Genomic DNA, 14,206 nt, shown 5'->3' with positions numbered 1-14,206 from the left:
GGCGCATCGGTCGAGGTGCTCCAAGGGGCTGAGAACCGAAGCCCCCTGTAGGAGCGGCCTTGTGCCGCGAAAGGGCTGCAGAGCAGCCCCGGCAATTTCTGCTTTCACGCTGAAATCCTGGGGCCGCTTTGCGGCCCTTTCGCGGCACAAGGCCGCTCCTACAGTGGCCGGGCAAACCCGTTTAACGCGGTTTCAGGTCCAACCGGCGCAGGTGGCAGGTCACTTCCTCGCGGTCGTGATACAGCTGCTTGCAGGCGATCGACACCTTCACCTTGCGCGCCTTGAACCCGGCCTCGATGCGCTCGAGCAGCTTGCGCACCTCGGCATGGCGCTGCTTCATCGGCAGCTTCAGGTTGACCACTGCCTCGCGGCACAGTCCTTCGCCCAGCCAGGTCTCGATCAGCGAGGCGGTGCGCGCCGGCTTCTCGACGATGTCGCAGACCATCCAGTCCACGGTCTGGCGGGGTTTCCAGGTGAAGCCGTCAGCCATCAGGTGGGTGACCAGGCCAGTGTCCATCAGGCTTTCGGCCATCGGCCCGTTGTCGATGGCGGTCACCAGCATGCCGCGCTTGACCAGCTGGTAGGTCCAGCCGCCGGGGGCGGCGCCCAGGTCGACGCCGGTCATGTCGTCGTTCAGGCGCTGGTCCCACTGCTCGCGGGGAATGAACTGGTGCCACGCCTCCTCGAGCTTGAGGGTCGAGCGGCTGGGGGCTTCGCGGGGGAACTTCAGGCGCGGGATGCCCATCGGCCACAGCGCCGAGTTGTCGGCCTCGGCCAGCCCCAGGAACACCCGCCGGCCACTGATGAAGGTCAGCAGCAGGCGCGGCCGCCGGGCGTCGTCCACCAGCCGTCCGGCCTTTTCCAGGGCCTTGCGCAGCGGTACTTCGAACTTGCGGCAGAAGGTCGACAGTTCCTTGCCGTCGTTGCTGTCGAGCACTTCCAGCCAAAGGCTGCCGCACACCGGCAGCGCGGCAAGGTGCTCGAGCAGCACGCTGATGCGGTCGGTCTCCGGCAGCTCGACGTAGGCGCCGCGGGCCCACTGGCGCGGGAAGATCAGCTGCGAAAAGCGCAGCGTCTGCATCATGCGTTGGGCACCGTCCGCCTCGCTGCAGACGAACTCGGCACAGGCACTCTGCGGCTTGCCCTTGGCATAGCCGGCCACGCCCAGGTGGGCGGCGTGTTCGCTGATTTCGGCGCAGACCTCGCCCTCGAAGCCGGGCCGGCAATGCATGAACAGGGTATTCATTTCTCACTCCACATCACTGGCGCAGACGGCGCCAGGGCGGCGAATGATAAAGGAAGATCGGAACCGACGACACGCCCCATCGGTCCAGAAAAGGGTCAGGGCGGACAAACCGGTCTAACCTGACTGTTCAGCCAGGTCCGTGCCGTGCGGACCGGTCCAGAGCGGTGACACCGGCGAGCGACCCGCAGTCGCCGGGCACCGGAGCACAAGGAGTTGTAAATGCCCTCGCTCGATAGCCTGAAAACCCTCAAGACCCTCCAGGTGGCCGACCGCGCCTACCACTATTTCAGCCTGCCCGACGCCGCGCGCCAGCTCGGCGACCTGCAACGCCTGCCCATGTCGCTGAAGGTGCTGCTGGAAAACCTGCTGCGCTGGGAAGACGGCAAGACCGTCACCGGCGACGACCTGCGCGCCCTGGCCCAGTGGCTGCAGGAGCGTCGCTCCGATCGCGAGATCCAGTACCGCCCGGCGCGGGTGCTGATGCAGGACTTCACCGGCGTACCGGCGGTGGTCGACCTGGCCGCCATGCGCGCTGCGATGGCCAAGGCCGGCGGCGACCCGCAGCGGATCAACCCGTTGTCGCCGGTGGACCTGGTGATCGACCACTCGGTAATGGTCGACCGCTACGCCAGCCCCAATGCCTTCGCCCAGAACGTCGACATCGAGATGCAACGCAACGGCGAGCGCTACGCCTTCCTGCGCTGGGGCCAGAGCGCCTTCGACAACTTCCGCGTGGTACCGCCGGGCACCGGCATCTGCCACCAGGTCAACCTCGAGTACCTGGGCCGCACCGTGTGGACCCGCGAAGCGGACGGCCGCACCTATGCCTTCCCCGACACCCTGGTCGGCACCGACTCGCACACCACCATGATCAACGGCCTGGGCGTGCTCGGCTGGGGCGTGGGCGGCATCGAAGCCGAGGCGGCAATGCTCGGCCAGCCGGTGTCGATGCTGATCCCCGAGGTGATCGGCTTCAAGCTCACCGGCAAGCTGCGCGAGGGCATCACCGCCACCGACCTGGTGCTGACGGTGACGCAGATGCTGCGCAAGAAGGGCGTGGTGGGCAAGTTCGTCGAGTTCTATGGTGACGGCCTGGCCGACCTGCCGCTGGCCGACCGCGCCACCATCGCCAACATGGCTCCCGAGTACGGCGCCACCTGCGGCTTCTTCCCGGTGGACCAGGTAACCCTGGACTACCTGCGCCTGTCCGGTCGCCCCGAGGAGGCCGTGCAACTGGTCGAGGCCTACAGCAAGGCCCAGGGCCTGTGGCGCCTGCCGGGCCAGGAGCCGCTGTTCAGCGATACCCTGGCGCTGGACATGAACGACGTCGAAGCCAGCCTCGCCGGGCCCAAGCGCCCGCAGGACCGGGTCGCCCTGGGCCAGGTCGCCCAGGCCTTCGACCACTTCATCGAGCTGCAGCCCAAACCACTGGCCAAGGAGGTCGGCCGCCTGGAAAGCGAGGGAGGCGGCGGTGTGGCGGTGGGCAATGCCGACCAGGCCGGCGAGATCGACTACACCCACGAAAACCAGACTCACACCCTGCGCGACGGCGCCGTGGTGATCGCCGCCATCACCTCCTGCACCAATACCTCGAACCCCAGCGTGATGATGGCGGCCGGGTTGGTGGCGAAAAAAGCCGTGGAGAAGGGCCTGACCCGCAAACCCTGGGTCAAGAGCTCACTGGCGCCAGGTTCCAAGGTGGTCACCGACTACTACAAGGCCGCGGGCCTGACACCTTACCTCGACCAGCTTGGCTTCGACCTGGTTGGCTATGGCTGCACCACCTGCATCGGCAACTCCGGCCCCCTGGACGAGGCGATCGAGAAAGCCATCGGCAGCGCCGACCTCACCGTCGCTTCGGTGCTGTCGGGCAACCGCAACTTCGAAGGCCGGGTGCACCCGCTGGTCAAGACCAACTGGCTGGCCTCGCCGCCGCTGGTAGTGGCCTATGCCCTGGCCGGCAGCGTGCGGCTGGACCTGACCAAGGACGCCCTGGGTACCGGCAAGGACGGCAAGCCCGTGTACCTGCGCGATATCTGGCCAAGCCAGCAGGAAATCGCCGAGGCCGTGCGCAAGGTCGACACGGGCATGTTCCACAAGGAGTACGCCGAAGTGTTCGCCGGCGACGCCCAGTGGCAGGCCATCGAGGTGCCCCAGGCGGCCACCTATGTCTGGCAGGACGACTCCACCTATATCCAGCACCCGCCGTTCTTCGACGACATCGGTGGTCCACTGCCGGAAATCGGCGATATCCACGGCGCGCGCATCCTCGCCCTGCTCGGCGACTCGGTGACCACCGACCATATCTCCCCGGCCGGCAACATCAAGGCCGACAGCCCGGCCGGCCGCTACCTGCGCGGCAAGGGCGTGGAACCACGGGACTTCAACTCCTACGGTTCACGGCGCGGCAACCATGAGGTGATGATGCGCGGCACCTTCGCCAACATTCGCATCCGCAACGAGATGCTCGGTGGCGAGGAAGGCGGCAACACCCTGTACGTACCCACGGGCGAAAAACTGTCGATCTACGATGCCGCCATGCGCTACCAGCAGGACGGCACGCCACTGGTGGTGATCGCCGGGCAGGAATACGGCACCGGCTCCAGCCGCGACTGGGCGGCCAAGGGCACCAACCTGCTGGGGGTCAAGGCGGTGCTGGCGGAGAGTTTCGAGCGCATCCACCGCTCAAACCTGGTGGGCATGGGCGTGCTGCCGCTGCAGTTCAAGGCCGGCGACGACCGCAAGCGCCTCGGACTGACCGGCAAGGAACGCATCGATGTGCTGGGCCTTGGCGGGGCGCAGATCCGCCCGGGCATGAGCCTGAAGGTGCGCATCACCCGCGAGGACGGGCGCCAGGAGCAGATCGAAGTGCTGTGCCGGATCGATACCCTCAATGAGGTGGAGTACTTCAAGTCAGGGGGGATCCTGCATTATGTGCTGCGGCAATTGATCGCGGAGCAAAGCAGGCGATAGTTGGCTTCGCAGCCCTTTCGCGGCACAAGGCCGCTCCTACAGGGGAACGCGATCTCTTGTAGGAGCGGCCTTGTGCCGCGAAAGGACCGCAAAGCGGTCCCGGCATTACCCGCCCAAGCGCGTAAACATCCAAGTGTCCTGAAGGCCATGGGGTAAGTCCTACCCTCCTCGGATTCACCGGCACTAAGGAAATGTCATGCCTCTTCCCCACTGGATCGCCCTGCTCCTGCTCGCCCTCGGCTATGTAATCGCCCTGACCTACGGCAGCCTCGGCCTCGCCGCCCTGCCCGCCTTGCTCGCCCTGCTGTGCAGCGCACTGCTCGCCCGCCGTCCGGTACGCTGGCAACAAAGCCTCGGCCACTTGCTGTTCATCCTGCTCGCCCTCGCCCTGGCCCTGCACTGGCTGCCCGGCTTCCACAGCGCCAAAGTGATCGACAAGGCCGTGCTCAGCGACGGCGCCGTGCCCTTCTCCCTGTACCTCAACCTGGACAAGCCTCTGATCGGTCTGTGGTTGCTGCTGGCCTGCCCGTGGCTGGTGATGCTGCGCCCACGCGGCCTGCTGCCCGGCCTGGCACTGACCCTGCCATTGACCCTGCTCGCCTGCCTGGGCGGCGCCTGGGCACTGGGCATGGTCGCCTGGGCACCGAAATGGCCCGACCAGGCCTGGCTGTGGCTGCTGAACAACCTGCTGTTGGTGAGCCTGACCGAAGAACTGTTGTTCCGTGGCTATATCCAGGGCGGCCTGCAACGTCTGTTCAGGCATGAAGGGCTGGCGTTGCTGGTGGCCGCGCTGTTGTTCGGCCTCGCCCACCTGGCCGGTGGCTGGCAATGGTTCTACCTGGCCACCCTGGCCGGGGTGGGGTATGGTCTGGCCTATCGCCATGGCGGGCTGGCGGCGGCGGTGCTGTGCCACACCTGCGTCAACCTGGCGCACTTCGCCGCTTTCAGCTACCCGATGCTGGCCCCGAATTGAACAATCGGTCATGATCAGACCTGATCGTCATCATTTATAAAGAAAACTGCAATATTGGCGGCAACGGCTGCGATCAGGTGGGCTGCATTAGCTCAGCCGCACTGATGGCACCTTGCCCCAGATCAAGCCAGTTAAATATTCATTCAATAAAACCAGAGGCTTGCCGATACCCGTCGAAAGCCTTGCGGATTGAACAGCCAATGCGTAACAACCAGCCGATTACCCAGAGAGAACGGACTTTCCCTGCCCAGCAGCGGTTGATCTCCACCACCAACGCCAAGGGCGTGATCACCTACTGCAACGATGCCTTCATCGAGATCAGCGGTTTTTCCCGCGAGGACCTGATGGGCGCGCCGCACAACCTGGTGCGCCACCCCGATGTGCCACCGGCCGTGTTCGCCCACATGTGGCAGACCCTCAAGCAAGGCCTGCCGTGGATGGGCATCGTCAAGAACCGCTGCAAGTCGGGCGACCATTACTGGGTCAACGCCTACGTCACGCCGATCTTCGACAGCAACCAGGTGGTCGGCTACGAGTCGGTACGGGTCAAGCCCACCGCCGAGCAGATCCGCCGCGCCGAAGCGCTGTACCAGCGCATCAACCAGGGCCGCTCGGCCATCCCGAAACGCGACAAGTGGCTGCCGGTGCTGCAGGACTGGCTGCCGTTCATCCTGGTCAGCCAGATCGGCTTCCTGATCGGCAACTGGCTCGGCCATTCCTGGGGCTTCGCCCTGGCCGCCGGCCTGTCGGTGCCGCTCGGCCTGCTCGGCCTGAGCTGGCAGCAGCGCGGCCTCAAGCGCCTGCTGCGCCTGGCCGAACAGACCACCTCCGACCCGCTGATCGCGCAGATGTACACCGACAGCCGCGGCGTCCAGGCGCGCCTGGAAATGGCCATGCTCAGCCAGGACGCACGGATGAAGACCTGCCTGACCCGCCTGCAGGACAGCGCCGAGCAGCTCAGCGACCAGGCCCGCCAGTCCGACGCCTTGGCCCACCAGAGCTCTTCGGGCCTGGAGCGCCAGCGGGTGGAGACCGAGCAGGTCGCCGCCGCCGTCAACCAGATGGCCGCCACCACCCAGGAAGTGGCCAACCATGTCCAGCGCACCGCCGACGCCACCCAGGAAGCCAATCGCCTGACCAGCCAGGGCCGCAACATCGCCGGCGAGACCCGTGACGCCATCGAGCGGCTGTCCGCCGCCGTGGGCGAGACCGGGCTGACCGTCACCCAGCTGGCCAAGGACAGCGACGAGATCGGCGGCGTGGTCGATGTGATCAAGGGCATTGCCGACCAGACCAACCTGCTGGCGCTCAACGCCGCCATCGAAGCGGCACGTGCCGGCGAGATGGGCCGCGGCTTTGCCGTGGTGGCCGACGAGGTCCGTCAGCTGGCCCAGCGCACCGCCGAATCCACCGGGCAGATCCACACCCTGATCGCCAAGCTGCAACAGACCGCCAACAACGCGGTGCAGACCATGGAAACCGGCCACCGCCAGGCCCAGGAAGGCGTCGAGCGGGTGATGGAGGCCGACCAGGCGCTGGTGGGCATCAGCGAGGCGGTGGCCAACATCACCGACATGGCCACCCAGATCGCCGCCGCCACCGAGGAGCAGTCCGCGGTGGCCGAGGAGATCAGCCGCAACATCAGCACCATCGCCGACCTGGCCGACCAGACCTCCGGCCAGGCCCAGCGCTCGGCGCTGCTCAGCGAAGAGCTGACCAGCACGGCGGGTACCCAGTACTCGCTGGTGGAACGCTTCAACCGCTGACCAGCGGTGACAGACTGTAGGCGCCAGCCGTGCTGGCGCCTACAGCGGCGGTGCCGGCCTCAAGCCATGCCCCATGCCTGTGGGAGCGGGTTTACCCGCGAAGCAAGCGACGCGGTGCCTGGCACCGGCTGCGCCGGTTCGCGGGCAAGCCCGCTCCCACAGGAATCGCGCCAGCTTGAGACATTTGCCCAAGACAGCGCCGGGCGAAGATGTGGGACTGGCCTTTACCAATCCAACTTCAAGCGGCTTTCGAAATAACGCACCTCACCCGTCAACGGATCCTCGAAGCGCAGGCTGTGGGCCAGCAGCTTGAGTGGCCGCGCGTAATCATCCTGTTCGTTGACCAGCTGCGGATAAAAAGGATCGTTGCAGATCCCCGCGCCCAACGCCGCCATATGCACCCGCAACTGGTGGGTCTTGCCGGTGACCGGTGACAGGCCATAGCGCCACAGCTCGCCATTCCTCTCCAGCACACAGGCGTGGGTTTCGCTGTTGTCGGCCCCTTCCACTTCATGCATGCGGAAGAACGGCTCGCCATGCACCAGACGGCTGCGGTGCACCAGCGGGTAGTCATGCTGCGGCATGGCCGCGGCGATGGCCTGGTAGTGCTTGTCGATGCGCCGCTCGGGGAACAGGCGCTGATAGGCGCCACGGCTTTGCGGGTTGGCGGAAAACAGCACCAGCCCGGCGGTGTGCCGGTCGATGCGGTGCAGCGGCACCAGGTGCGGGTTGTCCAGGCGCCGGATGAGCCGGCGCAGCAGCGTCTGTTCGACGTACTCACCGGTGGGCGTGACGGGTAGGAAGTGCGGCTTGTCCGCCACCACCAGGTGCTCGTCGACATGCAGGATCTCTTCCTGCACCGGGATCACCTTCTCGTTGGGCACTTCACGGAAATAGTGCAAGCGCATGCCCCGCCGATAGAGCGTATCCGCCGCAATGGGCTGGCCGTCGGCATTCAGCACCCGGCCCCGGGCGAAGCGGTCAAGCCACTGCTCACGCGCGATGCCCTTGAAGTGATCGCACAGGCAGTCGAGCACGTTTGCCCAGGGCCCCGGAGGCAGGCATACGGTACTGGCTTGCTGGTGGGCGGGGTCGAAAGGCGTGGTCATCATCGGGCTCGGTTCTACGTGGGCGGACATTATCTCCTACCCCCTGCCCCTCAACCAGCCTCGCTGGCCGGCTCGCAGCGCGCCTTGAGCCAGCGCAGCACCTGCACCGCGTCCCAGCGCCCCGGATCGTAGAGGGCGTAGCTCAGGCCCTGATAGCCCACCACGTCCAGCGGACGGTGAAAGCCGGCGCGCTGGAACAGCGCCTCGATCTCGGCAAAGCAGGTGTTGAAATGCACCTTGCCGAACGGCGTGCGTTCGTCGGTGACGATGCCGTCGAGGCGCAATTCCAGCACGGCCTCGCACACACGCTCGGGAGCCATGTGATTGACGCTGTACTTGAGTTGCTCGACATTGAGCATGGCTTCACCTCGGATACTGTATTTATATACAGCATACGGAGCGAGCCACCCGCTCGTCAATGCGCGACTCAGCCGAGGAAGGCCACCACCTGCTCGGCATCGAACGGCCAGCCCAGCTCGGCGCCGGTATCGCAACGGCGCAGCACCGGGATGCTCAGCCCGTAGCGTTCGAACAGCGCCTCGCTGTCGGCGATATCGACCAGCTCGACCAGCAGGCCGTGCTCGACGAACGGCATCAGCACGGCCTCGGCCACTTCACACAGGTGGCACCCCACGGTGCCGAACAACTGGGTTTCAGGGAGCATGCAGACATCCGTAATTCGCATGAATGGATGCTCATTCTAGGTCCGTCCCCGCCAACGCGCACCTGACCTGGCTCAATCCTGGCTGGTGGCGCCGATCCGGTGCACGGCCAGGTCCGCGCCCTGGAACTCCTCCTCGTGGCTCAGGCGCAGGCCATGCAGCGCCTTGATCAAGCCATACACGGCAAAACCGCCGACCAACGCCACCAGCACACCCGCCAGGCTCCCCAGCAGCTGGCTGACCAGGCTGACGCCGCCCAGGCCACCCAGGGCCGCCTGGCCGAACACGCCGCAGGCAATGCCGCCCCAGATGCCACACACGCCGTGCAAGGGCCATACCCCCAGCACGTCGTCGATCTTCCAGCGGTTCTGCGCGGCAGTGAAGCACCAGACGAACAGGCCACCGGCCACCAGCCCGGTGACCAGCGCGCCCACCGGGTGCATCAGGTCGGAGCCCGCGCACACCGCCACCAGGCCGGCCAACGGGCCGTTGTGCAGAAAGCCCGGGTCGTTACGCCCGGCCAGCAGGGCCGACAGCGTGCCGCCGACCATGGCCATCAGCGAGTTGATCGCCACCAGCCCGCTCACCCCCTGCAGGGTCTGCGCGCTCATGACGTTGAAGCCGAACCAGCCGATGATCAGGATCCACGAGCCCAGCGCCAGGAACGGAATGCTTGACGGCGCGAACGCCACCAGGCGTCCGTCGCGGTAGCGGCCACGGCGCGCGCCGAGCAGCAACACCGCCGCCAGCGCCAGCCAGCCGCCCATGGCGTGTACCACCACGGATCCGGCAAAATCATGGAACGGCGCGCCGAAACGCGCCTGCAACCAGGCCTGCAGGCCAAAGTTGCCATTCCACACCACGCCTTCGAAGAACGGGTAGATGAACGCCACGATCAACGCCGTCGCGCACAGTTGCGGCGCAAAGCGCGCGCGCTCGGCGATACCGCCGGAGATGATCGCCGGAATGGCCGCGGCGAAGGTCAGCAGGAAGAAACACTTGACCAGCGCATAGCCGTGATCGCTGGCCAGCGTCGCCGCCGGTTGCAGGAAACTCACGCCATAAGCGATCCAGTAGCCGATGAAAAAATACACCAGGGCCGAGACGGCGAAGTCACTGAGGATCTTCGACAGGGCGTTGACCTGGTTCTTGTGCCGCACCGTGCCGACCTCGAGAAAGGCGAACCCCGCGTGCATGGCCAGGACCAGGATCGCGCCCATGAGGATGAACAAGGTGTTGGAGCCATGGACCAGGGAGTCCATCGCGCTGTGCATGTTTTCCATGAAGTGGCAGACCTGCAAAAAGGCACCAGGACAGTTCAAGAACCGGCATCCATGCACCGGATCGGTGCCAGGCCCCTGCCCCGTTTCGGTGAGCCGGGCGGCGCCTGCGTGGTTTTTTCTTGGGTTTGTCGTGGATTGGGTTAAGGTTTAGCGGTATCCGCAACGCTGGCGCATGGTTTCGGCGCAAGCCGCGGCGGACACGCACCGCTTTTTAGCAAGCGCTGTACCAACACATCCCGCTGAACCTTCCGCGCCACCGATCACTCGAAATAACCAGCACACATCCACAGGGAGAGGCCCATCCATGGCCAGCAAATCGGCAAAGACTGCACAGGAAATATTGATGGCTGACTTCCAGGCTCTGGTCCGCGATACCGAGAAGCTGCTCGCCGACACCGCCAACCTGGCCGGCGACCAGGCCGACGAACTGCGCGAGCAGATCCACGAACGCCTGGTGCAGGCCCGCGAGACCCTGCAGTTGACCCAGGATTCGGTGCGCGCTCGCGGCCAGGCGGCCCTTGGCAGCGCCGAGGAATACGTGCAGGAGAACCCGTGGCAGGCCATCGGCATCGCCGCCGGCGTCGGCCTGCTGATCGGCCTGCTGGCCAAGCGCTGAGGAGCCGGCATGGACAACGACGCCATCGGCACGGGCGCCTCCGGTCGGCGCCTGGGCGCGGCCATATTGGGTCTGCTGCACAGCCATATCGAGTTGTTCGGCATCGAGTTGCAGGAGCAGAAGGCCCGCACCCTCAGTCTGCTGTTGTTCGCAGGTCTGGCCCTGGTGTTCGCCCTGCTGCTGCTGACCGCGCTGTCGGGCCTGGTGCTGGTGCTGCTGTGGGACAGTTACCGACTGGCCGGGATCATCGGCCTGTGCGTGTTCTACGGACTCGCCGCGCTGTACTGCGGCCTGCGCCTGAAAGCCGCGGTGTTCGATGAATCCTCGCCGTTCAATGCCACCCTCGAGGAGTTGGCCAAGGATCGGGAGCGCCTGCTGCCATGAGCCTGCCCGAACTGCCCAACACCCGTAACCCCCGTGAGCTGCGCAAGGCGCTGCTGCGCCTGCGCATGGAAATGCACCGCCAGGAAATCCGCCACGAGTCCGGCCAGTTGCTCGAACCGGTCCGCCGCCTGCGCGGCATGGGCGGCTCGTTCGGCGAGGGCCTGGGCGTCAAGCACGGCTCGCTGTGGGGTATCGGCGCCGTCGTCGCCCTGGGTTTTCTCACCGGCAAGGGCGTGCGCAGCGGCAACCTGGCGCGCCTGGTGCGCCTGGGCACCAGCCTGGTACCGCTGATCCGCCTGTTCCTCGGCAACAGCCGCCGCCCCTGAGGCCAAGGCGCGTCCGACGCTTGCGCGGGCGCGCCGGACGCAGGAAGCTATCCCGACTCTACGATGGGAGATCACGCCTTGGACTGGCACACCCTGCTGACCCGCGAACGACTGGGCAAGGCCCTCTACAGCCCCGAGGAACTCGGCCGCAGCCCGTTCCACAAGGACCACGACCGCATCATCTTCTCCGGCGCCTTCCGCCGCCTGGGGCGCAAGACCCAGGTGCACCCCGTATCCAGCAACGACCATATCCACACCCGCCTGACCCACTCCCTGGAGGTCAGCTGCGTCGGCCGCTCGCTGGGCATGCGCGTCGGCGAGACCCTGCGCGAGCAACTGCCGGACTGGTGCGAACCCAGCGATCTGGGAATGATCGTGCAATCGGCCTGCCTGGCCCACGACATCGGCAACCCGCCGTTCGGCCATTCCGGCGAGGACGCCATCCGTCACTGGTTCCAGCAGGCCGCCGGGCGCGGCTGGCTGGACGACATGAGCGACGATCAACGCACCGATTTCCTCAACTTCGAAGGCAATGCCCAGGGCTTTCGCGTGCTCACCCAGCTCGAATACCACCAGTTCGACGGCGGCATGCGCCTGACCTATGCCACCCTTGGCGCCTACCTCAAGTACCCATGGGCGGCACGCCACGCCGACGCCCTGGGCTACAAGAAGCACAAGTTCGGCTGCTACCAGAGCGAACTGGGGCTGCTTGAGCAGATCGCCGGCAAGCTCGGCCTGCCGCAGCTGGAGCACCAGCGTTGGGCCCGTCACCCCCTGGTGTACCTGATGGAGGCCGCGGACGACATCTGTTACGCCCTGATCGACCTCGAGGATGGGCTGGAGATGGACCTGCTGCAATACGCCGAGGTCGAGGCGCTGCTGCTGGACCTGGTGGGCGATGACCTGCCGGAAACCTATCGCCTGCTGGGGCCCGGCGAATCACGTCGGCGCAAGCTGGCGATCCTGCGCGGCAAGGCCATCGAGCACCTGACCAATGCCGCCGCCCAGGCCTTCGTCGAACAGCAGCAGGCCCTGCTCGCCGGCAGCCTGGCGGGTGACCTGGTCGAGCACATGCATGGCCCGGCGCAACGCTGCGTACTGCAGGCCAAGGACATGGCGCGCAAGAAGATCTTCCAGGACAAGCGCAAGACCCTGCACGAGATCGGCGCCTACACGACCCTGGAGATCCTGCTCAATACCTTCTGTGGCGCGGCGCTGGAACAGCATGGCGGGCGTACCCCGTCGTTCAAGAGCCGGCGGGTGCTGGACCTGATCGGCAACAACGCCCCCGACCCGCATGGTTCGCTGCACGACGCCTTCCTGCGCATGATCGACTTCATCGCCGGGATGACCGACAGCTACGCCAGTGAAATGGCTCTGGAAATGACCGGGCGGTCCAGTCCGAAGTGAGGGGATGACGGGGTGTTCGGCGCGAAGCTTTCGGCGCCTATGAGATCGAGCGCCGCCCGCGCGGCGCATCGCGACGCAAGGCCGCTCCCACATCTGTTTCGGGCCAGTCAATCCTGTGCCATTACCTGGTCCGCCTTGTTGGCCCGACGCAATTTCAGCATGGACACCAATGCCGCCCCGCAGGACTTGAGGCATGCACCAAGGCAGGCGCCGTCTCATTCACAGGATTAATTGGCCCGAAACAGATGTGGGAGCAACTGTCTTGCTCAATTTCTAGAATCTGGCGCGATCCCTGTAGGAGCGGGTTTACCCGCGAAGCAGACGACGCGGTGCCTGGCACCGGCTGCGCCGGTGTTCGCGGCTGAAGCCGCTCCCACAGCGACCGCGCGGCCCTCAAGCCACGCGCTATGCCAGTGTGAGCGGCCTTGTGCCGCGATGCGCCGCGCGGGCGGCGCTCGATCTCATAGGCGCTGCATGGATCGCGGCGGACACCTGGTGGCCCTCACCCGGTCAAGAACCTCGCGCCCAAACATCCTTGAAACGACTGACGTTTAATACGCATGAAATTTCCCACGCAATATTGATTCCCAATAAACACGCTCACTACGCAACCCCACCAAAACGATCAAACCCTGACAAATCCCTGTCAATATCTACATCACTCGTAGCAATGTTTCGCCAACACTGTAAGTAAATTCCTATATCCCGGTTTTGGCAGCCACTTCCCTGCCCGTCGACATTCAACTGAGCTAATGTGCCGGCTGCCTTCACGCGCCGCATGGAATGTTGAATATGCACTCAGTCTTTATAGTTGATGACCATCCCGTCATACGTTTGGCGATACGGATGTTGCTGGAAAACCAGGGATACAAGGTGGTCGGGGAATCGGACAACGGCGTGGACGCCATGCAGTTGATCCGCGAGACCCCGCCGGACCTGGTCATCCTCGACATCAGCATTCCCAAGCTCGACGGCCTGGAGATGCTCTCGCGCCTGCAGGCCATGGCCATCCCGCTGAAGGTCCTGGTGCTCACAGCCCAATCGCCGGCACTGTTCGCCGTGCGCTGCATGCACTCCGGCGCGGCCGGGTACGTGTGCAAGCAGGAAGACCTCAGCGAACTGCTCAGCGCGATCAAGGCCGTGCTGTCCGGGTACAACTATTTCCCCAGCCAGGCGCTCAATCCACCGCCGACGGGCAGCAACCAGGAGCTGGAACTGTTCCGCCAGGTCAATGATCGGGAACTCATGGTCCTGCAACTTTTTGCCCAGGGGCGCAGCAACAAGGAGATTGCCAAGGGCATGTTTCTCAGCAACAAGACCGTCAGCACTTACAAGAAACGTCTCATGCACAAGTTGCGCGCCAGCACTTTGGTGGAATTGATCGACGTCGCCAAACGCAACGCGCTGGTCTGAGGTCATGATGTGGAGGTGCATCGTTACATCGCTGCTGTGCCTGGG

13 protein-coding genes are annotated in these 14,206 nt (G+C 65.4%); 8 read left to right on the top strand and 5 right to left on the bottom strand.

The window, feature by feature from the left end; genetic code table 11:
* Positions 1-181 precede the first annotated feature (181 nt).
* A complete protein-coding gene (rlmM, locus tag NMG10_RS00375; RefSeq protein WP_232856035.1) occupies positions 182-1,246 on the bottom strand; it encodes a 23S rRNA (cytidine(2498)-2'-O)-methyltransferase RlmM in 1,065 nt (354 codons plus the stop codon).
* Positions 1,247-1,465: 219 nt separating this feature from the next.
* Here rlmM and acnA point away from each other — a divergent pair, with 219 nt between their 5' ends.
* The 3 genes from acnA (at position 1,466) to NMG10_RS00360 (ending at position 6,958) form a co-directional block, all read left to right on the top strand.
* Entirely contained in the window at positions 1,466-4,219 is a 2,754-nt protein-coding gene (acnA, locus tag NMG10_RS00370) for an aconitate hydratase AcnA (protein ID WP_232856034.1), read from the top strand.
* A gap of 196 nt (positions 4,220-4,415) precedes the next feature.
* Positions 4,416-5,192 (top strand): CPBP family intramembrane glutamic endopeptidase, encoded by a 777-nt coding sequence (locus NMG10_RS00365; RefSeq protein WP_254463436.1) that lies wholly within the window; start codon positions 4,416-4,418, stop codon positions 5,190-5,192.
* A gap of 200 nt (positions 5,193-5,392) precedes the next feature.
* Positions 5,393-6,958: a PAS domain-containing methyl-accepting chemotaxis protein gene (locus NMG10_RS00360; protein ID WP_110738546.1), complete on the top strand. Its 1,566-nt coding sequence runs from the start codon at positions 5,393-5,395 to the stop codon at positions 6,956-6,958.
* Between the two features lie 224 nt (positions 6,959-7,182).
* Here NMG10_RS00360 and NMG10_RS00355 read toward each other — a convergent pair whose 3' ends face one another.
* From NMG10_RS00355 to NMG10_RS00340, 4 genes are all read right to left on the bottom strand, one after another.
* Entirely contained in the window at positions 7,183-8,067 is an 885-nt protein-coding gene (locus NMG10_RS00355) for a pseudouridine synthase (protein ID WP_254463536.1), read from the bottom strand.
* 50 nt (positions 8,068-8,117) lie between these two features.
* Complete coding sequence (locus NMG10_RS00350) at positions 8,118-8,426, bottom strand: transcriptional regulator (RefSeq protein WP_203647475.1); 309 nt, start codon at positions 8,424-8,426, stop codon at positions 8,118-8,120.
* Positions 8,427-8,494: 68 nt separating this feature from the next.
* Positions 8,495-8,731, bottom strand: a complete 237-nt coding sequence (locus NMG10_RS00345; RefSeq protein ID WP_050704806.1) for a glutaredoxin family protein — start codon at positions 8,729-8,731, stop codon at positions 8,495-8,497.
* A 72-nt stretch (positions 8,732-8,803) separates the two neighbouring features.
* Positions 8,804-10,012: an ammonium transporter gene (locus tag NMG10_RS00340; RefSeq protein WP_232856033.1), complete on the bottom strand. Its 1,209-nt coding sequence runs from the start codon at positions 10,010-10,012 to the stop codon at positions 8,804-8,806.
* Between the two features lie 304 nt (positions 10,013-10,316).
* Between NMG10_RS00340 and NMG10_RS00335 the strand changes: the two genes are divergently transcribed.
* From NMG10_RS00335 to NMG10_RS00315, 5 genes are all read left to right on the top strand, one after another.
* Positions 10,317-10,628, top strand: coding sequence for a YqjD family protein (locus tag NMG10_RS00335; protein ID WP_186713711.1), 312 nt, complete (start codon positions 10,317-10,319; stop codon positions 10,626-10,628).
* 9 nt (positions 10,629-10,637) lie between these two features.
* On the top strand, positions 10,638-11,012 hold the full coding sequence (locus tag NMG10_RS00330) for a phage holin family protein (RefSeq protein ID WP_203647476.1): 375 nt from the start codon (positions 10,638-10,640) through the stop codon (positions 11,010-11,012).
* On the top strand, positions 11,009-11,338 hold the full coding sequence (locus NMG10_RS00325; RefSeq protein ID WP_203647477.1) for a hypothetical protein: 330 nt from the start codon (positions 11,009-11,011) through the stop codon (positions 11,336-11,338). The genes NMG10_RS00330 and NMG10_RS00325 overlap by 4 nt, the downstream gene beginning before the upstream one ends.
* A gap of 78 nt (positions 11,339-11,416) precedes the next feature.
* A complete protein-coding gene (locus tag NMG10_RS00320) occupies positions 11,417-12,748 on the top strand; it encodes a deoxyguanosinetriphosphate triphosphohydrolase (protein WP_203647478.1) in 1,332 nt (443 codons plus the stop codon).
* Between the two features lie 792 nt (positions 12,749-13,540).
* A complete protein-coding gene (locus NMG10_RS00315; protein WP_050704801.1) occupies positions 13,541-14,161 on the top strand; it encodes a response regulator transcription factor in 621 nt (206 codons plus the stop codon).
* Positions 14,162-14,206 lie beyond the last annotated feature (45 nt).

The organism is Pseudomonas sp. DVZ6, assembly GCF_024259445.1.
Classification (GTDB): Bacteria; Pseudomonadota; Gammaproteobacteria; order Pseudomonadales; family Pseudomonadaceae; genus Aquipseudomonas; species Aquipseudomonas peradeniyensis.
This window is presented reverse-complemented; position numbering and strand designations above follow the sequence as displayed.